Source organism: Pseudomonas sp. AP19 (assembly GCF_001728855.1).
Classification (GTDB): Bacteria; Pseudomonadota; Gammaproteobacteria; order Pseudomonadales; family Pseudomonadaceae; genus Aquipseudomonas; species Aquipseudomonas fluorescens.
On record NZ_LXJP01000005.1, the window covers coordinates 104423 to 130513 of the forward strand.

Consider the following 26091-nt stretch of genomic DNA (forward strand, 5'->3'; position numbering starts at 1 on the left):
AGCTTGGCAATTAACCACGTGGGGAAGTGCCGGAGCCTGGTTGAGATTGAGGAAATCATCTCCCAGATCGAGTACTCCGACAGCGATACCGTGTTTCGCTTCCCTATAGACACCCTCGGCGCTCGACATAGCCCGATGCATGACGCATCGCGACTGCAGATGGTCGTTACGCTCGCTCGCCAAAAACTCGAAGATGACTATCTGGACATTCATCCAAACGCTCAAGAACTTGATGCTCAGCAGGCTGTTTGTGATTACTCACCCGGGATTGCAGGGGTTCGGCTGTCCAAGGGAATACGGATTGGTAGCAAGGAAATTGATCGCCGAGACGTTCTGACCTTCGCGACCAAAAGAATGCAAGCGATGGATGCTCAAGAGTTTGACGACCTTGTCAAGGGGCGCTGTATAGACCTCCTGTGCGTCGGAGGTTCCAAAATCCAGTATCTGAAGCCGCTGTTTTCTTCGCGAGGCAAGGCTAAAGAGAAAGACGGCATGGCCCCAGTGATGCGCACGCTAGTGGATCGTACAACGCAGCAAAGCAGGGCCAAAGTACCTGAGTCCTTGGTCGATGCGCTCGCTTTGTTCTCTGCTGAGCTTATTCAAAACACCCAAGAGCACGCGATCACAGACCATACTGGCAGGCCGTATCTCTCGCATGTCGAGGGGGTGCTGATGGGCTGGACACGGTTTTACGAGTCGACCTTCAAAGACGATTTCTCTGGCCACCCCGATCTGAACAAATACTGGAATGATGAAGCTGCTAGAACCGAAACCGGAGCCAAGAGCCTCCGGGCATTCGAGATCAGCTATTTTGACTCAGGGCCAGGGTTAGTCAGCCGCTTCACTGGCAAGCGCGTGCAAGAGATGTCACTCGAAGATGAACGACGAGCGCTTCTCCGTTGCCTGCAGCACAAATCAACGTCGAAATCCCAGACAGCAGCAGGTGAAGGCTTGCCCTCGGTCTTGCAAGAGTTGAGGCAGATCGGTGGGCTGATGAGGATCCGCACGGGAAGGCTGTCGATGTTCAACGCCTTCACGCCTGGCGATAACCGTGACCTCTTTGCTTTCAATGACTGGACTGAAACCAACCTTTCGCCCGTTCAAGGTGCGGTCATTTCTATTCTCGTACCGCTGAGGGCTCAGTGATGGAACGCTTTTATTCCTGGCGGCACCTGAAACACTGCCCCACGCACGGCAGCATTGAAGCCCTAGTGCTCTGCTATAAACGCTGCCAGCTGACCGAAGGCAATGTGTATACCGATGTAGAGACCGCCCTCAAGAGTGATGCCAATCTTCCCGATTGCGTGTACATCGTGGGCTCTACCGAGCAATGCAACACGTTCAAGGCAGCCTGGGATCCGGCCAATCTGCACCTGCAAACCATGATCAAGCGCGGCATGAAGGCTGGCTTTGACTTCGTGAAGCAATACACCTTCGTTGAGTGGGATGGCACAAACTTCAATCAACACGCACTTGGAGCGCATACGGGCCCTTACAACGTGGATCTGAAGCTTCTCATAACCCGTGGCGTAAACAGCCTTATCGAGAAGAACAGTGCCATTCACCAGGCCCCCTCTGGCCATGTGTTCAAGCACCCTTCCCAACGCCGGAACAAGGTCTTCATCCAAGCAAGGGAAATCGCCTCAGGTGAGGCAGAGTTGTACGTCGTCGCATACTTGATCACGCTATGCCACGGGCAGGCCCTGCAAGGGAGCACCAAGGTTTTCATCGATACCATGGGTATCTATGCTTACGTCAAATGCGCTCTGGCCCTGTGCCGCTCCGAGGCAGAGATAGTCAGCTTCCACTCCTATGATGAGTTGGAGAAGATCAATCCTCCATCAGATCCCTATTTCTGCATTGTTTCCGCCTCGACGTCCGGAAGCATGGCAAAGAAGATGGCAAGCAGCGTTTGGGATCCTCAGCGAATCGCCACCATCGTCGATGTGACGTCCCAGGGACGAGCCGGCGACGTAATGGTCGCGCTTGATAATATGGGGGTCGCATTCCCTGACTTGAAAGTCAGCGACGGCACCCTGATCGAGATCATCGGCGAAAATTTCTCGTCAAAAGCCAAGCCTCCTCGACCAGTCGTTCTCGGACAGCCACATACTCCGAAAGCCTTGGCCGATTTCCATCAGTTTTTTGGCTTTTCGATACATCCTTTCAATACCCGAGTTGGAACGAAGAGCAAGCTGCTGCAGCTTGATGTCATCGAGTTGCTGGAACACGCAGAGTTTAAGAAATGGCTCGACGCAGAAATTGACTGGTCATTCCCCCTGACCGTAAGTCACGTTATCCACGCCGATGACGAGGCTTCCAAAGCTCTCGCAGTGATCGTCGTGGCTCGCCTGCGCACTCGCTTGGCTGCTGGTTCGTCGATTACGGTGCTTCCATACCACGAACTGGAGAAGGACAACTGCAAAGACGCCACCGGCGTAGTGATCGTTTCCACCGTCGCCCGAGATGGCGGCGTGCTTCGCGAAATCAGTCGCGATCTGCGTTCGTACATCAAAGCGTACATTCCGAGGCATTTTCTTTCCCCGATCGGTATCCCCCAGACGAACGCGTCATGGAACCAATTGCGTATGTTCTTGGTTCGCAACCCCACGACCAGGGAGTACGGCTTTTCCAACTGGATACAGCTCCCACTTGGTGAAGACTCCAATGACAACTCTTGGCATCGCTTGATCGAAACTCACAAGGCTCATTCGGAACAAAACATCCATGACCTAGGCCTTGAGCACCTGCCCAACACCTCCAACATCCTGCCGTCCCTCGATCTAGCTGGAAAGGCAGCCTTAAGTGCGTTTCGAGGATTTTTGCTTTCGCCACGAGGCAACCCGCTGCGGCTCTCAGAAGGTTTTCTCTTTTTCGGAAACAAAACCGAGATTGCCAGGCGCTACGCTGACGTTGAGCCCAGCATGGTGCACCTCACCATGGCAGCCGTGCTCCAAAACGCCCGGGAACACAAAGATCACGAAAGGCGTCTCTGCCCCAACGGCTACGAGTCGGTCGTATTGGCCCCAGAGTGCTTCCTCAGATTCAACGAGGCCATCCTGCAAGCGTGCATGCTGAGGGCATGCCACCCAGCGGAGTTGGACTACTCATTCAGCCCTGAGCTCAGCAAGGTGATGAAAGAGCTGTTAGTGAAGGTGTTTGCACGTTCGGACAAGGACTTCGGCGACGCAGCCCTTGAGTTCGCTGCTGCCATCGCCGTAGGCTCGCTTCGGCTGGCGAAAACGGATATGGAGACTCTGCTGGACGATGCGCTGAAGCAGCACGCTGGCAATACGTCCGAATTGCTCGGGATGCTTGTGCTGGCCAAGCAAGCTAATCACTAGAATGACCCGCTGAAAGTCGGCTTGCCGGCCATGGCATGTCGAATACAGAGAGACCAAGCAGTAGTTCAGGCAATGAAGTGGCAAATTCGATGGGCCCAATCAACGGTTCACTAATCTTGCTGGGCTACGGATCTGCGAGCCAGACGGTGGCGTCCGTTGGGACAGGCAGCATGAGCTGCCTGGTCTCGTTAGGCTGAAAACTCCTAGCGCGGCTGATGGATCAATTGAGCCACGACTCAACAGTTTCCGCACCATACTGTACTTTCCAGGCCTTCAGACCTTTGTGATTTCCCCCTTTGGTCTCTATAAATTCACCCGTGTGGGGGTTTGCCTGATAGTTCCCCGGCAACCTCGATTCGACAGTGCACCACGGCAATTTTTCGGTCTGAGCGATGGCGTCCACTGCACAGTGGACGTCATGCATGCCATCGGAGCTGATTCGTCGTAAGCAGTGACGATCGCGTTGATCTAGCCAGAGACGGTGACCTCTCCAGGCCATCCTCCGCTGAGCCACCAATTGAGCAGTGCAAGGATTCGCGATGCCCAGATACCTCAGTAACAGCGCAATACGTCTTTTGGAAGCGAGCCAAGAATCTTTGGCCTTGGCGCTGCATTGCCTGGGCACTCCAAATCGGGGAAGCCTGAGAGTTGAGGTAGCTCGATACTCCCCCGCGATTGGATTGATCGGAGCCGCCGCTGAGCAGGCTTTGGCTGCAATTATCGTTCAGGTTCGGGGCGATGAGGCTCTGGCTGCGTCCTCCACCCAGTACAAAAGCGCGCGACAGATTTTGTCGGACATGAGGGATTTACTCCGCGCGCCCATTCCTGCCAGCTCTTTCCTGACCGCAGGCGTAGCCGACCCCGCTCAACAACGCGAGTCGATCCTGCAGGCGTCAGAAGGATTTTCTGTGCTTTTCACCTACCGGGCGACCGGGCTCCATGCTGGCCTTGGTTTGTCTCGCACAGTGACACTGAAACAAGCCGTGAAGGTTCACAGTTTCCTTGAGCTCCTAGCCAGGTCAACTCGTATCCGCGCCTATATGGATCGGTTGCCGATACCACCAGATGAAGTCATCGACCAGACTGTATTGATTGATGACCTCATTCAAAAATTCCAAAGCACCGATGCAATTACCGAGCGGGTCAACGCCTTACGATCTTTGTTCCTGATCCTCCCCGAAGTCCCCCCAGAAGCACCGGAGTGGCTTGAAGCGTTTGACCGCTCCGTAGTCTCGCCACGCCCTGCTGACATCACTTTGCTTTTGGAAACACTTGAACGCGCGGCACCAATGAGGTTCCGTCGCATGAATGCAGGGGGCCAAGCACTACCAGTAGTTGTCCGGCCAAACGACCCAAATGCGTTACCTATCGCCTTGCAGGACATGCGCCAAGCCTTTGGCCACGCGCGTGAGCAGTTTGGCGCAGACGTGGGAAATGCAAATGGACGGCTCGATCAAGGTATTCTGGATCTGCCCCCAGAGTCCTTCTTGCTCGATTTGTGCCTCCAAGGCCCTGAGCAGCTACGCGAGACTCTGGATCGGCAAACGCTCACCGGTCAAGAGGTGTGGCCTTTCGTGGCTACTGCATTGAGCCAGCAAGGAACAGAGCGCCCATACTGGTTCTTGGTATCGATGGTCGACGACATCGGTCAGCTAATCGGCCAGCTTCGCAGGGCTTCGGCGGTATCGGCTCAGGGACAGTTCAAAGAACGCTGTACCGCAGCCATCAGAGCCCTTGAGGCCAAAAGACAGGAGCGCACACTTCCGCCAGCTACTGAAATTGCGACCTTTACCGTCACACAATCTGCTGCGGCTGAAACCGCACGAGAAAGCATCCCCGACTCGATGGAGCGCAACGAAGGCACTGTTCGTGAAGCCTCTTTGAAAGCAATGCCGCCACTAGCCGCGTTATATGCCGGCGAATTCACTGCCGGCCAGGCTTTTCCTGCGGTGTATGCGTCCGAGAATCCAGACTCTAAGAAATACTGGACTCGCCAGTTGCTCATAGCAGCGACCGATGCCAGCGACCGCTCAATGCTCATCACTGCCCTGCGAGCCCCTGAATTCGCCAACCTAAAGACGGATGCTCGAAAAGCGCTGCGCCTGGTAGATATTCTGACCTACGGGCCGAATATCGAACTAGGGTGACCACGATCCGTTCAACGACATCGGAGCCCCCCCTGCGCATGCCTCGAACCCAGCAAAACCTCACCCGCCTGCGAGATACCTTCAGTCAGATCTTGGGCAACCAGAAAGACCACTACACGGATACACGGATCCCTGAATTGCTTTTCAGGCTAGGGCTGGATGATTGCACTGAGTACAGCTCCAAAAGGCAACACCTTGAGAAAGCAGTAGAAGCTTCGAGTGATGCTCAAATGTTGGCTGCCGCTCAGACAGCCTTGGAACTGATCGGCTTTGCGGCTCATGAGCGAGACCAGCTTCAAGAGCTGGTGTGGGACGATGGAACAGCGCCTGTCATCCCCGGTCGTTACCGAAGAGAGCTGGCAGAAATGCTCAACCCCATCGAGCTTTTCATAGACAGGGCTGCTTTTGAACACGTGCTCGGTGAGTTCTGGCAAATCGACACGATGTCGTTTGTGAATTTGCTGCGACCGACCCCGACACTTCGCCAAGAAATTGTCCGCCACTACATCGAAAATCCCGATTGGGATGCGGTGACGATCTTCGACAATCTCGGAGCGTTTCAGTCCTCGCATGCCCGATTTGGCCGATTCGTCGAAGCCTTGGCTTCCTCCCAGGTATTGCCCAGCGAACCCGCTCAGCGAAAATTCATTGAGATCGTCAACGATACCCTCAAAACGTGTGGAGTCCACATTGTCGTCGGGGTGGGGGACGATGCCTTCCTGACGGCCTCCTTGGCTTACGTAGGATCAGCCAAGCAGTCCGCCCCCAAGAACCTGATCTTCGCCTCCACCACGAAGCCAGATCTGCGACTCGGCAACGCCTTGGACAACGATATAGAGGTGATGTCCGACCCAACGGATATCCTGATCTATGACCGACCTATCGGAAGCACCGGCCTCTTGTGGCGTGACCTACAGGCTTGGTATGCCCAAACCTATGACATCGAGGAAGGCCAGGCCAAAAATCGCCTATATCGGCGCCTGGAGGCCTGCTTGCCTAAATCATCGCCCCCTCAAGCGCTAGCCTTCAGCAGCTTTTTCAAGGCCTTCACGACACACATTCCTGAACTTCCAGTCTTACTGCCCGAGGTCTGGTTTCACTGGGATCCCCTGACGGTCTCACGGCGCGGCAAGGAGGCATTGCTCAGGTCGCGCATGGACTTCCTTCTACTATTGCCCGGCCGGGTGCGGGTTGTAATCGAGATTGATGGCAAACACCACTATTGCGATGCAACCGGACGCTCAAGTCCCCGCCTCTACGCCGAGATGATGGCAGCTGACAGGGCTCTAAGGCTGGTGGGGTATGAGGTCTATCGCTTCGGTGTTCACGAGCTTCAGCAGCCTAATGCCGAGGAGGTGCTGATAATATTCTATCGCTCGCTGTTTGAACGTTACTCATTGCTGCCGGCACCGTGACTCACTGATCCCATAAGCCGAAGATCGCTTAGCCTGAGCGCTGAAAAACTTTCCGCGAAGTAATTGATCAACGCCGATGCTCGCGGCCTATTCCTGGATTCATATTGCTCCTCCAAATCCACAGATGGCACCATGTGGAAGACCTGATCATCACGATAGAATTTCAGCGAGACGCTGGGATGCTCACCCTCGCCCCCCGAAGGCTCACATTTTCAAAATCTACCAAGGAAATCGAAATTCATGGACAGTGTTTTTGAAGGTACCTTCCCTACTGACGCGAGCCCAGAGGAAATCTTCCCGCAAAACGCGCTCTCAATATTGCCATTCGTTCCGGAGGCCATATCAGCCTGGGCGTCAGGAAACGACCTGCATACCTTCATTCACAAACTACTTGAAGGTACGGGTTATGAAGATCAGGCAGATGAAAGGCTGGAGGGAGCGATCAACCAAGCTCTGGCTTTGGCAGACCACTTTGCAGAGATCGCAAGTCATTCAATGCCGGCGCCTGGTGCACGAACCCAAGCACCCGTGATGGTCGACTTTGAGCATGACCCTGTGTTCGGACGGTTAGCCAAGACATTGATAGCTTGGCAAGAGACCATCGGAAACGTCTTGTCCGAAGCAGGATATTTTTCTCTTTCACACATGCTTGAAACCCGGTCTGATCTGATGTGCTCTGTACAGCTGGCGGGCGCGCTGTACTACCGTCAGTCCATGCAAGTGCTGCGCGGATTCATCGAAAGCGTCATTTTACCAATCCATTTTTGCAGACGGCCCGAGCTGTTCAAGAAATGGAAATCTAACGAGTACCAAGCGCCTTCGATACGTGGCAAGGACGGAGTTTTATCGCGCCTGAAAAAAGATGGGATCATTTCGACAGAGCTGGAAACTACCATCTCCGATGCCTACAACCTGCTCAATGGGTATATCCATGGTAGCGAAGAGAAACTGAACAACACCGGCCTGGATCGAGGCGAGTGGGAAGGTCATACATTCCAACAGGCGCGGTTCGAGGCATGGGCGCAGGTCTTTGCCTCACTCATCGAGGCCTCCCTCCCTCTCGTCAAAATCAATTTATCTCAGTGGGCAACAGCCAGGTTAGATTGGGAATTGTTCTGTAGCATATGCCATGGTCATGACCTCGAAACCAAGCAGCAAAGAATTGACCCACCGATGACTCAGCATCAGTGTAAGCAATGCAGTCATACCTTCTGGAGGAATGAGGACGGCCAGCAATTCGTGCATGCAACCGTAGAATTTCTCGACTGATCATTTCATGCGCTCAGGGCTGTGGAGAAGACCTCAACAGCCCGCCATGCAAACTGACTTTTTAGCTGACCTGCACGGGGATAGCCCAAGCCAAGCCCACGAGTTAATATTTGGGCGTTATTAGCTCTCCACGACTCCATGACTCGGGACTCAAGACTCAGGGCTCCCATGACGCTGATCGGGAAGGTTTAAGCTTTGGCCTGTACCTTCACCCAAACCAATCATTCGTGTTTACAGAGAGCCGAAAGCTAGTAAGTCGATCACCGCGCCATGTAAGGGTGACCGACAAACTATACAGTCGGATCAGCCTCGTAGTGGGAAGAAGCCGTATCTCCCACTCTTTCTGCTTTTCGTGAAGTGCTGATAATTCAAATGAGGGATGAGCGCCATATCAGGCTCCTTGTTCTCAAATACAATCACTTGAGAATCTTTGAAGTTGTCGGCAATATCCTGATAGAACGCATAAATCACGTCCGCTGCCACTTCCTCATCATCTTCCTCAGGCTCCGGATCCCCTTCTTTGTATGTCGTCAGTGGCGAATCAAGCACCACAAAGCCAGGGTGGCGCCCAGAGAGTTTTAGTAGATTCATCAGCCCTAGAGCAAATGCAGAAGACGCGATGGCTCGATACCCCTTGCCAAAATTGCCTCTCGCACTCCCACCAATGGAGATGTCCCGTGCTTTGAAGTTGAATTCCACCGGGGCGTGATTCGGGAAACTCCAGCGCTGCAAGATATCCTGAATCTCTTTAACCAAAGGCTTGGCAGACTCCTCAAAGCTTTCAGGGGTGTATTTGTTTTGCTCCTCAAGCAGCAATACACCCAGCTTTTTCAGCTCCCCTCTTAGCTTGGCCTTATTCGTAACGTACTTATCCAGCGCCGAGTGATCCTGGTTGAGGCATGAGGCTAGCTCCTTCAGATCGCTCACCAGCTGCACTGAGCTCTGAATCTCTGTGGAGATCAACTTCTCCAGTGCTGCGATGGACGTTTTGGTAGTCTCAGCGGTGGAAGTATTCCGTTCAATCGCTGCCGCCAGGGATCCCTGTGCCTCCCCAAGCTCATGGAGGTTTTTCGAAATTCGCTCCAGCTCGAAGGAAACCCCCTTCTTGATGTCATCGACATCGGTTGTGCATGATTCGGAGTCGAAATGATTGCCACAGGTTGGACAAAGCACCGCGTCTGACTCGTCGAGTAAGACTGCCGCTTGCTCAATTCCCTGTAGACGCTGGCGGTCTGATTCATATTTCTGGCCAAGCATGCCAAACCGCCCCAGTAGGGCCCTATCTTCAGCAATTTTTCCTTCGACCACTTCCAGTTCGGAGATATGGCTGGCCTTTTGGGTGAATAGCCCTTCACTCGAATGAAAAGCGCCTTCCAGCTCAGTTTCTGCCACCTTCAGCCGAAGCTTAACTTGGGTCGTAAAAGAACTTAGCTTCTGGAGTTCAAGCGCCTCAGCCGCGTCGTCACCTGGATAGAATTGCTTGATAATGTCTTCGACAGCAGCTGCCCTGTGCCTCAATGCCCCTTTTGACGCCAACTCCTTTTTAGCCTGTTTAACCCCGGTGTCGTCTTTCCCCGTCAGCAACAGCTTCAGAATGGATGTCTCCATAGTGCGCTCATCTTTCTGACCCGTACCCAGTGGAGAGTACTCAGCCACGATTCGCGTTTCATCCATCAAAAATACTTTTTCGAAATCACGAAGAGAGAACGAAGCGTTATTGAGAGAGGCTGTACCTTTCAACAACAGCTTTCCATTCAACCCCAACCTATCCAGAAATTGATTGGAGATCGAATTCATCTTTGTAGGGTTATGTTTCACCCCCAGGGTTTGAACCTTCCCCTCTTCATCGTAAAGGGTAGGCTTAGAGCTTTCTGACAGGTGCCTCTCAATGGTGAAGGAACGCCCATCATCATGCACAAACTTAACCTTGAGAGTGGTGTAGCCCTGCGACTCGTTGATAGGCTTTGGAGGCGTATTTGCACCAAGGGCAAACTTCAGGCACTGAACAATGTAGGACTTACCAGTGTTGGAGCCGCCTTGAACAACGTTCGCACCCTTCTCAAAATAAACAGCGGCGTCTGCACGGTCAGGGCCACTCACGACAACGCTTTCAATATACATCAGACCACCCTGTCAATTTTATAAATAGTGCGGCGTTGAGCGGCGAGAAAATCAACATTAGCCTCGACCCAAGAAACACGTCTTCTGAAATCCACATGGTATTCAGTACTCAACTTGGCGGCAAACACACTACCCGCACTAGTGATAGAGTATCGAACACCTTTCTCATCAACTTGGGAAGTAATCAAACCTTTAGCGGTAAATAGTTTTATGGCGCCTGGGAAAATTTCTCGCCTACGCACAAGTTCGGCAAGTCGATTCAAAAGGACTGGATGCAGGCTTGCATACCCTTGAAAGTCACCACTATAAATAGAGGCATAGTCAAAAAAGATAAGTTCGTCGAGATCAAGCTGCCGGGCTAAGCCTGCAAGCAACAGAACAATGCGCGCACCAACTTCCACAGGGCTGTTGTACAAATCCTTTGAGCTCGTCATCTATTTCTTAATCCATTTAAACTTTAGGTCATTCACCAGTTGATGACATAGCCCCTTTCGATCGGAGGTCTGCAAGAAATGCCGAAGTGGATGAGAGTCATATGGAATATTAACGGACTGCGTGCTTACTTCGAGAAAACGTTGATACCCATCATCGAATTTCTTACGCACCACGCTGTGCAAGCCTTCGTGGCACTCACCTTTGAGGCTTTCATAGCATCCTGTAGGAAAAGCATCGCGCGAAAATATCTCCAGTGACTCAGCGCTGAAAAAGTTAATCCGCGCTCGCTCAAGATCTTCCTTATACTCAGAGTCCATGACGTTACTGAATGAATACTCTGCACCATCGGCATCAGAGAACGCATCTAAAAGCGCATCAATATAAATTTTCTCATTATCACCAACAGCGCTGGGCTCAGGCTTCCGAACCTGCGGTCGATTAAGGTGATAGCTTCCAAACCGCGTCGTGTGATATGGCGTCAGGGCGTGCCTATCAATTAACTCCTGTGAAGACATTTCATCAACAAATGAAAAATCAAGGGTATTTATATAATCCAACAGACCACCCTCAAGAGGAATGGACTCCGTCTTCGTAATCTTATCCTTACATACCTTATCCCAACGCTTAATGATCTCAGCCTTGATGCGAGACTTCTTGGACAGCATATCGATGCAATCAGAGCTGCAGCCTTTCGGGGAAACAAAGCGGTACTCACGCGGCAGGGTGTAATCCTCCCTCCACGTGTAGTAAACCAGCTTACCCAGCTCCCCAACTACGTTTGCTACGCTCAGTTTATCTTTGTAGTGCTTGCATTGGTAATTGTCCCACCCCGTCGCATGCCGCGCGATGACATCGCGCCCCTTGTCTCCCGCACCAGCACAGCGAGTGACCGATTCGTAGTCTTTACCTAAGTAAGAGACGAACTCCAGCGTAAAGATTTCCCAAGTATCCGGAGACATGATCTGCAGGCGATCCAGGGGATGAACTGTTTCACCTTTTTCTACATCAAGTGCTGTGAGCTCGAATTCCGGGGGTGGAGGGAGCTTAATGGCATTTTCACCAAAAGACATTAGCTACTCCTCTGCGACAAGTTGCTTTGCTTGCTGAGTTGTAATTAGCCCATATCATAATCCGAGGTCGCGCTCCACCTGTAGAGTCTGGATACGATCTGGCATCTCACCAAGGATTTTATTTGGATTCTTCCGCAAGGCGCCCGTGAGCTTCTTCAGGAAACGCTGATTCAACTCCATATTCCCCATCAGTTCGGCAATAATAATTTCAGGGTCAACGTCAGCTTCTTCCAGTCCAATTGCCAGCGCCGCGCGGGCTGCGCCGATGGGTTTGTCCATCGCGTATTCGACTAGATCGGCAGGATGAAAAGCATATTCCTGCTTCTGTTCCTGGCCCTTTTCCTGCTCCTGCTCACTCATGCATGAGTTCCTTAGTTGTCGGCATATTGTTCGTCTGGGGGATTCGTCTGGGTTCTTGAGTTATTGGGCTTTCAGGCTTTCAAGCGGGTGCTCTTCTAATCGCATGCGCGACTAAGACTCCCAAGTAGCCGCCTCGGGATATGATGGTCGTCTGTCTGCGTTTCTGTGGCGTAGCTGATCCATGCCGAATTCCTACCGCCCTACTCTCCCCTTAGGCGGGGGTGGCTGGCATCTAAGTATCCATAGGTAATGGCACAATACTATCTTTAATACGCCGTGCTGGGGAACCCGACGGGGTGCCTGGAGGGCTAACTGGAGGAGTCGTGCGGGGCGCTTGGGGACTGAGGGTTATGGAATTGCGGGCTTTGTGTGAGGGGTGGATGTAGCCGACATGTTCATCAATTTTAGAAAAATTGACAATGGACAAAAAAATAAGCTACTGATTTGTATAGATTTGACATGTCCATTTATGGATTTAGCTCACACATACAGAACTTATCGGACGCGGCCACGACTTTTTCCTAATCGTCGAGAACAAGATTTCAGCCGATTCAATAAAGAGACCACGCGTGAGCGCTAACGCCTGCGTCTACCCACGTGAAAGCCGTGAGAATTCCACCCAGAGCCAGCGATTTTGTGGGGGTAAAATCGTTCACAAATAAAAAGGGTCGCGAAATAAAATCTCGCAACCCTTTGATTTATATGGTCGGGACGGAGTGATTCGAACACTCGACCCCTAGCACCCCATCTCCTTTTTCATACTTCTTGAAAGCTTCCAAAATTTTACTCTGGATTTTTCTAATCTAGTATTTACTTGAGCTCCAGCGGTGTTCTGCTCTACGAGAGTCCAGTAACGTCCATCAAGAGCCGACGTTTTTGTGGGGGGAAAAGTAGGGGGAACTCATTTTATGGCCAAAATCACCATCAAAGAACTCGAGTCGCTGACCGCCGATGATGCCGGCCGCATCCTCCGGGAGGATGGCAATCTCGCCGGTCGAATCTCAGTCCGTAAAGACGGTGTGTCAGTCAGCTTTTTCTATCGTTATCGCTGGGGCGACCAGAACAAAGAGTACTCCTGCGGGTCCTGGCCGCGCAAATCCCTGACGGACATCCGCAAGGCCCGCAACCAGGCCCGAGCGCTCATCGATGAGCAGATCAATCCCAACGAGCAAAAGAAAACCGCCAAGGCACAGGCTCATGCCGCGACGAACGCAAAAGCCGCACAAGAAAAGTCGACGAAGGTGCAGACACTGACCGTCCAGGATCTGGCCAAGGCCTGGCTGTTGGATGGCGTCGCGCGTAAAGACGGCAATGCCGAGTTGCAACGGCGCTTTAACAAGGACCTATTCCCGGCACTCGGCAAGACCGCGGTGAACAATGTTTCCGAACACGATATTCGGGCGCTGATCCGCACCGTGGTCAACCGCGGCGCTCACCGGCAAGCGATCAGCTTCTTCGCCGACCTCAGCCAGATGTTCAGCTGGGCCAGAAAGCGCCAACCTTGGCGGGCGTTGCTGGTCGAGGGCGATCCAACGGAGCTGGTCGACATCACCCCCCTGATCCCTGCCGATTACGAGGCCGAACGAAGCCGGATCCTTTCGCCGGCTGAGCTGTTGGAACTGCACAACCGCTTCCAGCAAATGACCACCGATTACAACGGCCTCCCCGCCGGGCAAAAATATGAAGGCATTCGACCACTGAAGAAGGAAACCCAACTCGCGCTTTGGATCAGCCTGGGCACCCTGTGCCGGATTGGCGAGTTGCTCCAGGCCGAATGGAAAAATGTCGATCTGGACCAGCAGACGTGGTTCCTCCCCAGTGAAAACGTCAAAGGCACTCGCGGCAAGAAACAGGACCACCATGTATTCCTCTCCCCCTTCGCCCTGCATTTCTTTCAGGAACTGAAGACCCTAACGGGACATTCCCAATGGTGCTTCCCGAACAAGCTGGATGATGGGCATGTGGACGTAAAAGTGGTGAGTAAACAGGTCGGCGATCGCCAGGCGCGGTTCAAAAACCGCAAGGCCCTCTCCAGGCGGCGTCATGACGATACGCTGGTCCTTGCCAACGGCCAGAACGGTGACTGGACACCGCATGACCTGCGCCGAACGGGAGCGACCATGATGCAGGCCTTGAGTGTCAGCCTGGACGTCATCGATCGCTGTCAAAACCATGTGCTGGCCGGCTCTCGGGTGAGACGCCACTACCTGCATCACGACTATGCCGAAGAGAAGAAACGCGCCTGGAATCTGTTGGGCGATCGACTCAGCGCCGTATTGTCCTCAACCTACGAGCACCCAGCGATCGAGTCGATGATGTCCTTTCCAGACTACGCAGCCGCAGAGACTCTGCCGTCCTCATAAGTCGAATTCTTATAACGCTGAACTCCTTGTAGTTATGTATATATCGCTGAGAGCTCGGTTCGGGTCGATTCCGACCCGACATGACACGCAGCAATCGGCCAATAGCGGTATAGCTGGTTCTGTTATTTTCCCGCTGACAGATCGTCGGAGAGCTTACTTGCACGTCAGTTATGTGAAACAGAGGTATGCTATTAAACAACTAACACTAATCGCGTATACGGCCCTTCCGCCATAGGCAGAGCACTACCAGAAACCCGCCCATCGACATCAGTGCTGCACAGAGAAATATCGCAGCAAAACCAAAACCTGACGCAACCAGGCCCATCACCGGACCGGCCATCCCCACTGCAATATCGAAGAATAATGAAAGGGCACTGAGCGCCGAGTTACGGTTCACGGCCGGAGTGCTGGCCAATGTCTCCACCCCAAGCCCCGGGTAGACCCATGACACCCCTATGCCGGTCAGCGCGCCGCCGGCAATTGCCAGCGCAGGCGAAGGCGCGAGCCATATCAGCAGCATGCCCAACGTCTGCACAAGCAGGCAGCCGCCCACCACTTTGTACCCTCTGAATCGCTGCAGTATTCCCGGCGACGACAATCGGGCAACGATGAAGCCTGCGCCGAAACCACTTAAGCAATAAGCGGCGTGGTCCCAGCCGAGACTATCGAAATACAGTGCGACGAAGGCCGTAAGCCCGCCAAATCCTACCGAGCTGCAAACCAGGACCAGGCCGTTGGGCATGACCGCGAACAGGACTCGATAAAAAGCCAGCCGGGCGCCTGCAACCAATGGCGCTGGGCGCTTGCCCAGAGCCAAAAGCAGGAACGCCAAGCCAAGCAACACGGTGCACAGTCCCACACTGGCGATACCCATCGAATTGCGCAGCAGCACACCCAGTGGCGCGCCAACAGCCGTGCCGCCGTAAGCCGCTATTCCGTTCCACGACATGACCTGTGCCGCCCGAGGGGCACCACATAACCCGATGGCCCAGGTGCAGCAGGGCGTGGAGATCATGGCCGTGGACGCCCCCAACACCAGCCTCCCCAGCAGTAATAGCGTCAGGGTCAACCAGGGTTGGGTGGGCAGGATAATGGCGAGCGCCGTCAGGGCGCCGCTCAACATCAAGCCACTGAACCCGCACACAACCGCGTATTTGGCACCCAGGCGATCAGCCACGCCACCGGCCAAGGGGCGGGCCAGGAGCGTCGCCAGGTACTGCGAGCTGATCACCACACCCGCGAAAACCGAGGTCAGGCCCAGGTCATTGAGGACGTAGCCCGGCAACACCGCGAGCGGCAAGCCACTGCACACGTACGAGACAAAGTTGAATACGATGATGGACAGGATCAACCCGTTGCGTTGATTTGCCGTGCCGTCGCTCCGGCTTAAAACACCGATATTGCCCATCACTCATGCCGCTCTATACCCCGTACGACATCCGCCAGCAGCTGGGGGTGTGATACGAACGGCTCGTGCGCCGTATCGATTTCGATCACCACGCCAGCACCGGCACGTTGCGCAAAACGGCGCTGCCAGTCGATGGGCAAAATGTTGTCGCGCAGGGTGATGATGTAAGTCGCCGGGATCGATCCTTGATACCCCTCACGACTGATGGAGTCTGTCGCCACACAGAGTGGCGTCGTGTCCTGACTCACTTCGCTTAACAACCAACTCAGGGTTTGCTCACTCAAGTCCTGACCGAACATGGCCACGGCCAGCGCTTGAGGAGTTGTTTGCACTGGGTCCAGCGGCCAACCGACATGTTCCGGGCTTTCGCCATGCAGCGTAGTGCCAAGCAACTCCAGAATCGACTGGCCTTCACTGGGCAATGCGCAGGCCAGGTAAACCAGCTGCGAATATAGTTGCGGAGCGGCCACCACCATCATTGGCAGCACGCCCCCCGCGATGGAATGCCCAAGCAACACGGCCTGGTTCACGCCGAGTGCATGCAGGTCTTCATTAAGTTCGTTGACCACGTCGTCTAGCCGCAGGGACGCAACATCCCGACCGCGCTTCTTGCCGCACCCTGGCATATCCAGAGTGATCACGCGGTCGAAGCATCCGGGTTGCTGGTTTAACGCTTCCACAAAGTGTTCCCAACACCAGGACCCATGGTTTCCGCCATGCAGCAATACCAAATCAGTCATGCGTACGCTCCTGACAGTGGGTTCCTGTTGTTCCTGCCTTGATCATTTGATTGCATAGCAGCCCACGGCCACGACGTATCCATTAACCCGCTGCAGAAAAGTCCTCTTGTATTCGTTCTGCCCGGTCATAGGGTTGCGCCATTGATAGGTGATCTCGCCTGCTTCATGCGCGTTCATCTGCTTGAGTATGTCCTCGCCAATCGGCTTGCCGTCGGTTGAGCGCAATGACTTGAAGTCGGTGCCGATCAGCCGGGGCGAAAAGCCGTGAGCGACGAACCGCTTGGTTTTCAGGTCCACCACAAAGGCGTAAAGATCATCCTGGGTAAGCTGCTTATCGTGCTGATTAATGAGCTCGACGGTGGTTTTCGCGTTGCTGGCAACTTGCTCGGAAATCTGGCGCAGCAGCTGTTGTGCCTGCTCGGGGCTGGACCGTGGCATGTAGTAACCCACGGAGATCACCCGATCTTTCACTCGTTGATAGAACACGCGCTTACGCTCGACCTTGCCGTGTTGCCAGTTCCACCAGCGGTATTCGGCGCTACGCACGATGCCGTCTTCTGGCTGCGAAATGGCTTGTTGTAATGCAGCCTTGAGGTCGTCGTCCAGCACACTGACCACCGGTTTTCCGACCAGTGAAACCGAAGGCCCACCGCTGGCAAGCATCACACCGGAGGTATCGACCACGTAGATGTACAGCTCACCATCGACATAGGCTCCCTGCCGGCTGAACTCGGCCATAGCGGTGTCGCCCTTGGCTTTGTATTCGGCGACAGCTTTTACCAGCAAGGCGTTGGCACGCTGGGTGTCGGCACCATAGGCATCCACTGGCGCTTGTTGAGCCATGCCGACAAGAGAGACAAGGCACAGGCCAAGAACAGTGAACGCTCGATAAAGGCTCATTGGTGTTGTTCCTCTGGTGATCTTTTTGATGTCCGAAATTCCACTGTCAGATTGTCAATGAGCCGCGTTTTGCCGATGCGCGCCGCCACCAGAATCACAAAGTGAGTATCGGTGCTTGTCAGAGGTTTTAAATCCTGGGCATTCCTGACTTCAAAGTATTCCAGCTGAAAACCGGCGTCGCTTATACGTTGATGACATTCAATCAACTGGCGCTCATCCACCCGCCTCTCAATCTGGATACTCGCCGCCATTTGCTTCAAACAAGCGTAAAGGACGGGGGCTACCGAACGCTCATGGTCACTCAGATAGCCGTTGCGCGACGATAATGCCAAGCCGTCCGCGGCCCGGATCGTCGGTGCACCGACAACGTCAGTCACCATATTGAGATCCCTGACCATCGAGCGGATGACTGCCAGCTGCTGATAGTCCTTTTCCCCGAAAACCGCCACGTCTGGCTGAACGATGTTCAGCAACTTGGCAACGACAGTGGCCATCCCGTCAAAGTGACCAGGGCGTGCTGCACCGCAAAGACCATCAGACACGTTCGGCACACTGACGATGGCCTGATTGAGCATTCCATCTGGATAGATCTGTTCGACAGCAGGGGCAAACAGCGCATCACACCCGGCGTTGACCAGTCTTTCGCGATCGGCGTCGGGGGTCCGAGGATAGTTGGCGAGATCCTCATTCGCCCCGAACTGGAGTGGATTGACGAAGATGCTGGCGACCACAAAGTCGGCTCGCTGCTTTGCGCAATGAATCAGGGCGATATGACCGTCATGCAAGTTGCCCATTGTCGGCACCAGCGCGACTTTCTTGTTTTCACCTCGTGCACGCGCCACGAGCGCACGAAGCGCGCTAACCGTATCGACTGTCAGCACCACTTCACGCCTCTTGGACTAATTGAGCTTCGATTGCTTCAAGCAAACGAGGATCATCAGCCGCAATGTCCGGAGCAAAACGAGCAACGACCGTGCCCTGCCGATCAATCAGAAACTTTTCGAAGTTCCAGAGTACGTCCGTTGTGTTGTCTGACTCGATTCCATAACCCTGCAGACGCTCCCGAAAAGGGCCCTCACCCGTCGTTTCGAGTTGTGCGGCAGTCAGCTCGGCGTAGAGAGGATGCTGGTCCGCGCCGACAACCGATATTTTCGAGAACAACGGAAAGTGAATGTCATAGTTCACTGAACAGAACTCAACGATTTCCACATCGCTACCCGGTTCTTGTTCCTTGAAGTTGTTGGCGGGGAAACCCAGTATTTCCAGGCCTTGGGATTTTTTGTCTTGGTACAGTTTTTCCAAACCCTCGTATTGCGGGGTAAGCCCGCATTTTGAAGCGACGTTGACCACCAGCAGAACTTTGCCCCGATAGTCGCCAAGGGTGCGGACGCTTCCATCGATCTGCTTCAGCGAAATGTCGTAAAGGGAGTTACTCATCAGTTTGCCTCATGCAGGTGTGCTTCAAAGAGTACGGCCGATGATTTCTTTCATGATTTCCGAGGTGCCGCCATAGATGCGCGCGACCCGGGCGTCGACCCAGGCGCGGCTGATCTTGTATTCACTCATGAAGCCGTAGCCGCCATGTAATTGCAGGAATTCGTCAAGCAGCTTGCCCTGCATTTCCGATCCCAGCAGTTTGGCCATTGCCGCGATTTCCGGCGTCAGTTCACCGCGCATCACTTTGGCCAGGCAGTCGTCGACGAACACCCGCAACATGGTGGCCTGGGCCTTGGCTTCAGCGAGTTTGAAGCGGGTGTTCTGGAAGTCGAGTACCGGTTTTCCGAAGACCTTGCGCTCCCGGGTGTAGCCGATGGTTTCTTCCAGCAGCGTGTCGATGGATTGCGCGGCACGAATCGCGATGATCAGGCGTTCCCAAGCCAATTGATGAGTCAGGTATTTGAATCCCATGCCCTCCTCACCCAATCGATTGCCGACGGGCACCCGGACTTCATCAAAAAACAATTCGGCGGTGTCTTGCCCTTTCAGGCCAATCTTTTCCAGCAGACGCCCCTTGGCGAAGCCGGCTCGGTCTTCCTCAACGCAGATCAGGGTCAGTTCTTTGGCCGAAGGGTCAATCTTGGTGGCAGTGACCACAAGGCCAGCATTACCGCCGTTAGTGATGAAAGTCTTCTGACCGTTGACGATGTAGTCGTCACCATCACGCCGCGCCGAAGTACGCATGGCTCGCAGGTCGCTACCAATGCCTGGTTCGCTCATGGCAATCACGCCAATCAATTCACCGCTGACCATGCGCGGCAGCCATTGCTGCTTTTGCTCTTCGCTGCCATAGGCAACGATGTAAGGGGTGACGATTTCCGAGTGAGTGGTGAAACCTACGGCGGTGGCGTTGGCTCGCGCCAGCTCTTCGATCATCACCGCCGAGTGACCGAAGTCGCCTCCGGGGCCACCGTATTCTTCGGGCACCGTGGAGCATAACAAGCCGTTCTCACCGGCCTTGAGCCAGACTTCCTTGGGAACGATGCCGTTCTTTTCCCACTCATGCAGGTAGGGCACAATTTCGCGGTCGACGAAACGGCGGGCCTGATCACGGAACATGTTGTGGTCTTCTCGAAATACGCCACGCATTTTGCTTACTCCAGATCGATTCTTGTATTGGGCGATGGGTAATCAGCGGTCCTGGTAATTGGGATCACGCTTGTCGACAAAAGCCGCTACCGCTTCCTGATGGTCTTCGGTGTGATGTGCCAGCGCCTGATACGCCGCCGACAATTCCAGCAGCGAATCGAGGCGCATATGTTGGCCTTCGCGCAGCAGACGCTTGCACAGGCGCAACGCATGACCGGGATTACTGGCGATTCGCCGCGCGAGCGCCTGCGCTTCCGATTGCAGCGTTTCGTGGGTGCAGACTTGCTCGACCAGGCCCCATTCCAGCGCCTTGGCTGCATCGATAGCGTCACCGGTAAACGCCATCAAACTGGCTTTCGGGATACCAATGATGCGCGGCAACAGCCAGGCGCCGCCGTCACCAGGAACAATGCCCAGGCGCACGAAACTCTCGGCGAAGATCGCCTTGGGCGCCGCCAGCCGGATATCGCACATACAGGCAAGATCGAGGCCGGCACCCATTGCCGGGCCGTTAACTGCGGCGATCACTGGGATATCAAGCTCATAAATCGCCAGGGGAATACGCTGAATACCATCACGGTAGGTATTGCGCAGTTCATACGGCGAGCCGGCGAAAATGCCGCCGCGCTCGTGCATGTCCTTGACGTTGCCACCGGCACAAAAAGCGCTGCCATTGCCAGTGAGCACCATGACCCGCACCGACATATCACGGCGCAGCTCGGCGCAGAGATCGACAAACTCCTGAATCTGCTCACGCGTCGTCAGGGCATTGCGGGTATCGGGATGGTTCATGCGCACGGTGACGATGCCGCCCTCACGCTCAATCTGAAGAAACGGGCTCATACCGGATTACTCGCGAGACGGGTTAAGGGTTGTTGGCCATGGCTGGTGAGCAACGGCCAGTATCCATCACTGCCGCCCAGGCATATCTGAGTGCCTAGACGCTGACTCCAAAGGGAGGCCGAGCCGAATTCACTGCGCCACGCCCACAACCGACGGGTGAGCAGATGCAGCGGATATTCCTCGGTAAAGCCAATGGCACCATGCACTGAATGGGCGATGCTGGCGCCGACGCTTGCGGCTTCTGCGGTGCTGATTTTTGCCGCGGCAATGGTCAGCGCGGCGAGCCCCGCACTGGATTCCGTGAAGGCCGCCTCGGCCGCGATGCCGGCGGCGGCAGCCTGCTCAGCGAATACTGCGAGCTGTTGTTGAATGGCTTGAAAAGAACCGATTGCCTTGCCGAACTGCTTGCGTTCACTGGCATAGTTGGCGGTCATGTCCAGTAGCGCGTGCAACGCCCCGGCGGACTGCGCCGCGCGCAGCATCGCGCCGCCCAATTCCAGGACATTGGCGTCGAGCCCGCTGGGCAACGGTGCTTGCGCCAATACCTTGGCACTAGTGAAACCCAAATCATCGCGCGGTTCGCCCGCCACATTCAGACTCAACGTCAGTTCGCTTGCAGCGCTACGCGGCAGCAGCACCACATGCGCAACACCGGCTGGGCTATTGGCGATGGCGACGACCGCTTCAACGTTGCGCCCCCAAGGGACCGAGCAGGCGGTGCCATAAACGCGCTCGCCATCAAGCACCAGATCGGAATTGGCGGCCACGCTGATTGCACCCGCCCTTCCCTCCAGGCCGGCCTTGCTCAGCAGCCAGTTGCCGAGCAAGGCCTCACCCAGTGGCGCGGGCACTGAAAAGCGCCCGGCGGCACGGACCAACACATACATATCGGCCCAACTGGCTTCAGCGCCGCCCAGCGCTTCGGATACACCCGCCAGGGTGAAGCCCGACTCGTCCAGCGCGGCCCACAACTCGGCCGGCCATTCGCCGCCTTCACAGCCCATCACGTAAGCCGGCGTCGCCAGATCGGCAAACAGGCGTTCAATCGTCGCTTCGAATATCTCGCGCATTATCGCAACCCCAGGCCGCGGGCAATGATGCCGCGCAGAATTTCGCGAGTGCCCCCGCGCAGTGAGAATGAGGGCGCCATCTGTGTCAGGTAGGCCAGCACGCGTGCATGCTCGCTGCCGCCGTCCTGCCGTGGCTCGGTTTCCAGCAACAGCTGGGCTACCTCGGGGATTTCCTGCTCAAAAGCATTGCCAAGGTCTTTCACACAGGAGGCCGCCCAGGCTGGATGTTCACCCGCCGCCAACTGTGCCGTGACCGACAACGACATATTGCGCAGCGTCAGCAGCTTGGCCGACAGCCGTCCGATCTCCCGCGCTTGTAGTGCGTCAGGGGTCTTGCCCACTGCGTCGATCAGTGTTTTCAACAACGCCATGCAACTGAGGAAACGTTCAGGGCCGCTGCGTTCGAAGGCCAGTTCAGCGGTCACCTGATCCCAACCCTTGCCCTCAGTGCCAATCAAGGCATCGGCGGGCAGCCGCACATTGTCGAAAAACACTTCGTTGAAGTGCTCGCCACCGGCCAGGTCGCGAATCGGGCGGATGGTGATGCCGGGCAGGCTAAGGTCGACGATGAATTGCGACATGCCCTCATGCCGGGCCGCTTGTTTCTCACTGGTACGCACCAGGGCAATCATGTACTGCGAATGGTGCGCGTTGGTGGTCCAGACCTTCTGGCCATTGACTAGCCAGCTATCGCCATCACGCACAGCAGTGCTTTTGATCGAAGCCAGGTCCGAGCCGGAATTGGGCTCGCTCATGCCGATGCAGAAGTAACTTTCACCCCGGCAAATGGCTGGCAGGTAGTGCTGTTTTTGTTGCTCGGTACCGAAGCGATTGATCAGCGGCCCGCTTTGCCGGTCGGCGATCCAGTGGGCCGATACCGGCGCACCGGAGGCCAGCAATTCTTCAATGATCACGTAGCGTGCAAAAGGACCCGCCTCGCCACCGCCGTAGGCTGTGGGCAAGGCCATGCCGACCCAGCCTCGCGCGCCGAGTTTCTTGCTGAATTCCGCGTCGAAGCCCATCCAGGACTGCGCACTCAAGGTAGGTGGGTAATCGGCCAGTGTGTCGAGAATGAACGCCCGCACTTCGGTGCGAAGCGCTTCCGCCTCGGGAGGAATATTGCTGTAGGAAAATTGACTGATGGCCATATGCGCTCTCTAACGCTGAACACAGGCGCAATCGCTTCGAACGAAGCGACCACAGAACGGCAACCGCTCCACAGTCGCCGTTGGCCGGCGACTGTAGGAACAGCGGCAACTTACAACGCGGTTTGCGCGTCAGCCTCGGCGAACATCGCATTGATGTCGCCGGAGGTCACCGGCTTGTTGTCGTGGCGACCGTGATCGGCACCACCCAAGCCCAGGGCTGGCTCGATGCTGACGTGCGTGGCCTGAGCCCGTAGCGCGCCGACCGTGCAGTTTTCCCGACCATGGATGGAGAACGGATCAAAGGAAAACTCACGCATGGCGTTCAGGTGAGTGACCTTGTCGATCATCTCCTTGGGCAGGTGCTGCAACCCTTCCCAAGCGGTCTCCGGCGAGTTCGGCCAGGTGCAGTCGGAGTGCGGGTAATCGCTTTCCCACGTGACCATCTCGGCGTTCAAGTAATCGAGGTTCTTCAGGCCAAAATTATCTTCGATGAAGCAGGTGATGAAGTGCTTGTTGAAGATGTCGCTAGGCATCTTCCCGTCGAAGTTGGAATTGGTCCACGCGTTATGGTGACGGTGGGTGAAGTCAGCACGCTCCAGCAAATAAGGAATCCAGCCGATGCCGCCTTCGGAAAGCGCCATGCGCAGATCCGGGAATTTCTTCCACATCGGCGCCCAGATCCAGTCAGCGGCGGAGTTGGCGATGGAAATCGGCATGGAGGTGATCCAGGCGTCGATAGGCGACAAATCCGAAGCGTGTTGAGCTTTCACGCCGGTACCGATATGACAGCAGATCACCACCTTGTTATCGCTGCAGGCTTTCCACAGCGGGTCCCAGTAATCACTGTGGATCGACGGGTAGCCATGAATGGCCGGGTTGTCCGACAGCGAAAGCGCGTGCACGCCCTGTTTGGCCAGACGCTCGACTTCGGCAGCAGCGGCTTTCATGTCCCACCACGGCACGATCATCAGCGGAATGAAGCGGCCTGGCGCAGCGTTGCACCAGTCGTGCAAATGCCAGTCGTTGTAGGCCTGGATGGCCGCCATCGACACGTCGCGATCAGCGTGTACCTGGAAACGTTGCCCGGCAAAGCCCGGGAAGGTGGGGAAGCACAATGAACCGAGCACGCCGTTGGCGTTCATGTCGTCGACGCGGTCCTTGATGTTCCAGGTGCCACGGCGCATTTGCTCGTAGCCCAGCGGCTCCATGCCGTATTCCTCTTTTGGTCGACCGACCACGGAATTGAGGCCCATGTAGCCAGTGGCCTGTTCCTCGAAGACCCACACATCACGATCACCCTTTTTGACCACATGCGGCTCACGACCCTTGAAGCGGGCAGGCATGTGGCGAGCAAAAGCATTCGGCGGCTCGATCGCGTGGTCATCGACACTGACAAGAATCAGATCTTCAACTTTCATTGTTTTCCCCTTCGCATTCGGGCTTGTTGTTGTGCCTGAATCATAGTGCACATCTCGACTTAATTAAACACATTTTTTGAATGTGTTCATATCAAATCAAATGCATCCCCCCATCACTCCCACAGCACGTGCAGATAGTGCGGACCGCGCAGCTGTGCGCCGACGATCTGCGGCCCGGGTTTGTCAGGGTCGAGACGGATGTTGGGCATCAGATCGAGGATCGCATTCAGTGCGCAGTTGATCTCGGTTTTGGCCACGAATTGACCGATACACATGTGTGGGCCAAAGCCAAAACCAAACGAAGGTTTGGGCTTGCGGTCGATGTCGAATTTATCGGCGTTTTCGAATGCATCTTCGTCGCGATTGGCTGAGGTCACGATGCATTGCACCATTGCCCCTTTGGGGATGGCTACACCGCGAATCTCCAGGTCCTTGGCGGCCTGACGCACCTTGAAAGTGGCCACAGGCTCGAAGCGCACCGCTTCGTCGATGGCCTTGTTTACAAGGCTTCGGTCATTACGCACCCGCTCCAGCACATCCGGATTTTGCAGCAGCAACGACATCAAGGTACCGAAGGTGCGAGTCGTGGTTTCGCTGGCAGCCGGGAGCAGTGAGCGTACAAAAGTGGCGATTTCATGATCGTCCAGCGACCGTCCTTGATACTCCGCGTTGATCAGCCGGCTGATCAGGTCATCGCCCGATGCGCCCTCAGCGCGACGCTCGGACACCACCACTTTCACCACATCGTATAGAGCCTGAGCGGCCTGCATGGCGGCGCCGCGGGCCGCGGCGGCTTTTTCCGGATCGACTTGCGGGCCCGCCAGGATGGCCAGCGCCCAGGCCGCGTACTGCTCGATCTGCTCGGGACGATCCTCGGGAAAGCCGATCAACGAGTAAATCACCCGGATCGGAAAATACAGGGCAAAGTCCATCAGGTCGGCGCCCTTGGCCGGCACCATCGGCTTGAGATACTCCTCGCGAATCACCCGATCGATCTTGGTTTCCTTCCAGCGATTCACCGTCTCGGGCATGAATACCGGTTGCAGCAGGTTACGGATGTTCTTGTGAGCATCCCCGTCCATTGCGGTAAGGATCAAACCATCGAAAAACGCCCCCAGCCCCTCGGCGATAAAACCGCTGGTAAAGGTGCCGGCGTCACGCATGACCGCCATGACATCGTCGTATTTGAACAGTGTGAAGGTCGGCCGGCTGGCATCCAGGCCGGCAATCGACGGCACGCCCAGACTCGCCATGAAGTTGCCTTGCAGCACAGGCGAATTGGCGCGCATATCGCGGTAGGTCGCGTGCAGGTCGATATCGCTGGTACCGCGATAATTACTGGCTACATCGGTGAAAGCCTTCGTCAGGTCGTTCTGTGCCGGTGTGGACATGATCGTCTCCGCTATTTTTGTCATTATTTTTTGTCAGGCAGCTGCTGAAGGCCATACCTTCCG

At 55.3% G+C, this 26091-nt stretch carries 21 protein-coding genes and 1 pseudogene; 6 read left to right on the plus strand and 16 right to left on the minus strand.

Going from position 1 to position 26091, the window contains the following annotated elements:
* Positions 1-3 precede the first annotated feature (3 nt).
* On the plus strand, positions 4-1146 hold the full coding sequence (locus A7D21_RS06540) for a hypothetical protein (protein WP_008037542.1): 1143 nt from the start codon (positions 4-6) through the stop codon (positions 1144-1146).
* A complete protein-coding gene (locus A7D21_RS06545; protein WP_069551304.1) occupies positions 1146-3344 on the plus strand; it encodes a hypothetical protein in 2199 nt (732 codons plus the stop codon). Before A7D21_RS06540 ends, A7D21_RS06545 begins: the two co-directional genes overlap by 1 nt.
* Positions 3345-3564: 220 nt before the next feature.
* Here the strand turns inward: A7D21_RS06545 and A7D21_RS35170 are convergent.
* Positions 3565-3672: pseudogene (locus A7D21_RS35170) on the minus strand (transcriptional regulator); the annotation flags it as partial.
* A 211-nt stretch (positions 3673-3883) separates the two neighbouring features.
* On the opposite strand from A7D21_RS35170, the gene A7D21_RS06550 reads away from it, so the two are divergent.
* The 3 genes from A7D21_RS06550 to A7D21_RS06560 all read left to right on the plus strand — a co-directional run bounded on the left by A7D21_RS06550 (position 3884) and on the right by A7D21_RS06560 (position 8175).
* Complete coding sequence (locus tag A7D21_RS06550; RefSeq protein WP_069551305.1) at positions 3884-5491, plus strand: hypothetical protein; 1608 nt, start codon at positions 3884-3886, stop codon at positions 5489-5491.
* A 38-nt stretch (positions 5492-5529) separates the two neighbouring features.
* Positions 5530-6906 (plus strand): hypothetical protein, encoded by a 1377-nt coding sequence (locus tag A7D21_RS06555; RefSeq protein WP_069551306.1) that lies wholly within the window; start codon positions 5530-5532, stop codon positions 6904-6906.
* Between the two features lie 240 nt (positions 6907-7146).
* On the plus strand, positions 7147-8175 hold the full coding sequence (locus A7D21_RS06560; RefSeq protein WP_069551307.1) for a hypothetical protein: 1029 nt from the start codon (positions 7147-7149) through the stop codon (positions 8173-8175).
* Positions 8176-8478: 303 nt separating this feature from the next.
* Here the strand turns inward: A7D21_RS06560 and A7D21_RS06565 are convergent, their stop codons facing one another.
* Genes A7D21_RS06565 through A7D21_RS06580 form a run of 4 tightly spaced genes read right to left on the minus strand, consistent with a single transcriptional unit; the run spans position 8479 to position 12161 of the window.
* A complete protein-coding gene (locus A7D21_RS06565; protein WP_069551308.1) occupies positions 8479-10296 on the minus strand; it encodes an ATP-binding protein in 1818 nt (605 codons plus the stop codon).
* Entirely contained in the window at positions 10296-10730 is a 435-nt protein-coding gene (locus A7D21_RS06570) for an ABC-three component system middle component 2 (RefSeq protein ID WP_069551309.1), read from the minus strand. Before A7D21_RS06570 ends, A7D21_RS06565 begins: the two co-directional genes overlap by 1 nt.
* A complete protein-coding gene (locus A7D21_RS06575) occupies positions 10731-11801 on the minus strand; it encodes an ABC-three component system protein (RefSeq protein ID WP_069551310.1) in 1071 nt (356 codons plus the stop codon).
* Between the two features lie 54 nt (positions 11802-11855).
* Positions 11856-12161 carry a hypothetical protein gene (locus A7D21_RS06580; RefSeq protein ID WP_008037556.1) on the minus strand — a complete coding sequence of 102 codons (306 nt, stop codon included), beginning with the start codon at positions 12159-12161 and terminating at the stop codon, positions 11856-11858.
* Between the two features lie 908 nt (positions 12162-13069).
* Here A7D21_RS06580 and A7D21_RS06585 point away from each other — a divergent pair.
* Complete coding sequence (locus A7D21_RS06585; protein ID WP_047530966.1) at positions 13070-14524, plus strand: site-specific integrase; 1455 nt, start codon at positions 13070-13072, stop codon at positions 14522-14524.
* A gap of 205 nt (positions 14525-14729) precedes the next feature.
* Here A7D21_RS06585 and A7D21_RS06590 read toward each other — a convergent pair whose 3' ends face one another.
* The 11 genes from A7D21_RS06590 to A7D21_RS06640 form a co-directional block, all read right to left on the minus strand.
* Positions 14730-15932, minus strand: coding sequence for an MFS transporter (locus tag A7D21_RS06590; protein WP_020300766.1), 1203 nt, complete (start codon positions 15930-15932; stop codon positions 14730-14732).
* Positions 15932-16672 carry an alpha/beta fold hydrolase gene (locus tag A7D21_RS06595; RefSeq protein WP_047530979.1) on the minus strand — a complete coding sequence of 247 codons (741 nt, stop codon included), beginning with the start codon at positions 16670-16672 and terminating at the stop codon, positions 15932-15934. The genes A7D21_RS06590 and A7D21_RS06595 overlap by 1 nt, the downstream gene beginning before the upstream one ends.
* Positions 16673-16714: 42 nt before the next feature.
* Positions 16715-17572 (minus strand): cache domain-containing protein, encoded by an 858-nt coding sequence (locus A7D21_RS06600; protein ID WP_020300768.1) that lies wholly within the window; start codon positions 17570-17572, stop codon positions 16715-16717.
* Positions 17569-18453 (minus strand): pantoate--beta-alanine ligase, encoded by an 885-nt coding sequence (panC, locus tag A7D21_RS06605; RefSeq protein WP_032904506.1) that lies wholly within the window; start codon positions 18451-18453, stop codon positions 17569-17571. Before panC ends, A7D21_RS06600 begins: the two co-directional genes overlap by 4 nt.
* Before the next feature lie 4 nt (positions 18454-18457).
* The gene (locus tag A7D21_RS06610; protein WP_020300770.1) at positions 18458-19009 is read right to left on the minus strand and encodes a glutathione peroxidase; all 552 of its coding nucleotides are present in this window, start codon (positions 19007-19009) and stop codon (positions 18458-18460) included.
* A 24-nt stretch (positions 19010-19033) separates the two neighbouring features.
* Positions 19034-20158, minus strand: a complete 1125-nt coding sequence (locus tag A7D21_RS06615; protein ID WP_020300771.1) for an acyl-CoA dehydrogenase family protein — start codon at positions 20156-20158, stop codon at positions 19034-19036.
* A gap of 42 nt (positions 20159-20200) precedes the next feature.
* The gene (locus A7D21_RS06620) at positions 20201-21001 is read right to left on the minus strand and encodes a crotonase/enoyl-CoA hydratase family protein (protein ID WP_020300772.1); all 801 of its coding nucleotides are present in this window, start codon (positions 20999-21001) and stop codon (positions 20201-20203) included.
* Entirely contained in the window at positions 20998-22071 is a 1074-nt protein-coding gene (locus A7D21_RS06625; protein WP_020300773.1) for an acyl-CoA dehydrogenase family protein, read from the minus strand. Before A7D21_RS06625 ends, A7D21_RS06620 begins: the two co-directional genes overlap by 4 nt.
* A complete protein-coding gene (locus tag A7D21_RS06630) occupies positions 22071-23219 on the minus strand; it encodes an acyl-CoA dehydrogenase family protein (protein WP_020300774.1) in 1149 nt (382 codons plus the stop codon). The genes A7D21_RS06625 and A7D21_RS06630 overlap by 1 nt, the downstream gene beginning before the upstream one ends.
* A gap of 110 nt (positions 23220-23329) precedes the next feature.
* Entirely contained in the window at positions 23330-24637 is a 1308-nt protein-coding gene (locus A7D21_RS06635) for an amidohydrolase family protein (protein WP_020300775.1), read from the minus strand.
* 113 nt (positions 24638-24750) lie between these two features.
* Positions 24751-26028 carry a cytochrome P450 gene (locus A7D21_RS06640; RefSeq protein WP_020300776.1) on the minus strand — a complete coding sequence of 426 codons (1278 nt, stop codon included), beginning with the start codon at positions 26026-26028 and terminating at the stop codon, positions 24751-24753.
* Positions 26029-26091 lie beyond the last annotated feature (63 nt).

Excerpts from the sequence above, each read along its gene's own strand:
- A7D21_RS06545 (WP_069551304.1), top strand. The coding sequence starts at position 1,146 with ATGGAACGCTTTTATTCCTGGCGGCACCTGAAACACTGCCCCACGCAC.
- A7D21_RS06550 (WP_069551305.1), top strand. The coding sequence starts at position 3,884 with ATGCCCAGATACCTCAGTAACAGCGCAATACGTCTTTTGGAAGCGAGC.
- A7D21_RS06555 (WP_069551306.1), top strand. The coding sequence starts at position 5,530 with ATGCCTCGAACCCAGCAAAACCTCACCCGCCTGCGAGATACCTTCAGT.
- A7D21_RS06560 (WP_069551307.1), top strand. The coding sequence starts at position 7,147 with ATGGACAGTGTTTTTGAAGGTACCTTCCCTACTGACGCGAGCCCAGAG.
- A7D21_RS06565 (WP_069551308.1), bottom strand. The coding sequence starts at position 10,296 with ATGTATATTGAAAGCGTTGTCGTGAGTGGCCCTGACCGTGCAGACGCC.
- A7D21_RS06570 (WP_069551309.1), bottom strand. The coding sequence starts at position 10,730 with ATGACGAGCTCAAAGGATTTGTACAACAGCCCTGTGGAAGTTGGTGCG.
- A7D21_RS06575 (WP_069551310.1), bottom strand. The coding sequence starts at position 11,801 with ATGTCTTTTGGTGAAAATGCCATTAAGCTCCCTCCACCCCCGGAATTC.
- A7D21_RS06580 (WP_008037556.1), bottom strand. The coding sequence starts at position 12,161 with ATGAGTGAGCAGGAGCAGGAAAAGGGCCAGGAACAGAAGCAGGAATAT.
- A7D21_RS06585 (WP_047530966.1), top strand. The coding sequence starts at position 13,070 with ATGGCCAAAATCACCATCAAAGAACTCGAGTCGCTGACCGCCGATGAT.
- A7D21_RS06590 (WP_020300766.1), bottom strand. The coding sequence starts at position 15,932 with ATGGGCAATATCGGTGTTTTAAGCCGGAGCGACGGCACGGCAAATCAA.
- A7D21_RS06595 (WP_047530979.1), bottom strand. The coding sequence starts at position 16,672 with ATGACTGATTTGGTATTGCTGCATGGCGGAAACCATGGGTCCTGGTGT.
- A7D21_RS06600 (WP_020300768.1), bottom strand. The coding sequence starts at position 17,572 with ATGAGCCTTTATCGAGCGTTCACTGTTCTTGGCCTGTGCCTTGTCTCT.
- A7D21_RS06610 (WP_020300770.1), bottom strand. The coding sequence starts at position 19,009 with ATGAGTAACTCCCTTTACGACATTTCGCTGAAGCAGATCGATGGAAGC.
- A7D21_RS06615 (WP_020300771.1), bottom strand. The coding sequence starts at position 20,158 with ATGCGTGGCGTATTTCGAGAAGACCACAACATGTTCCGTGATCAGGCC.
- A7D21_RS06620 (WP_020300772.1), bottom strand. The coding sequence starts at position 21,001 with ATGAGCCCGTTTCTTCAGATTGAGCGTGAGGGCGGCATCGTCACCGTG.
- A7D21_RS06625 (WP_020300773.1), bottom strand. The coding sequence starts at position 22,071 with ATGCGCGAGATATTCGAAGCGACGATTGAACGCCTGTTTGCCGATCTG.
- A7D21_RS06630 (WP_020300774.1), bottom strand. The coding sequence starts at position 23,219 with ATGGCCATCAGTCAATTTTCCTACAGCAATATTCCTCCCGAGGCGGAA.
- A7D21_RS06635 (WP_020300775.1), bottom strand. The coding sequence starts at position 24,637 with ATGAAAGTTGAAGATCTGATTCTTGTCAGTGTCGATGACCACGCGATC.
- A7D21_RS06640 (WP_020300776.1), bottom strand. The coding sequence starts at position 26,028 with ATGTCCACACCGGCACAGAACGACCTGACGAAGGCTTTCACCGATGTA.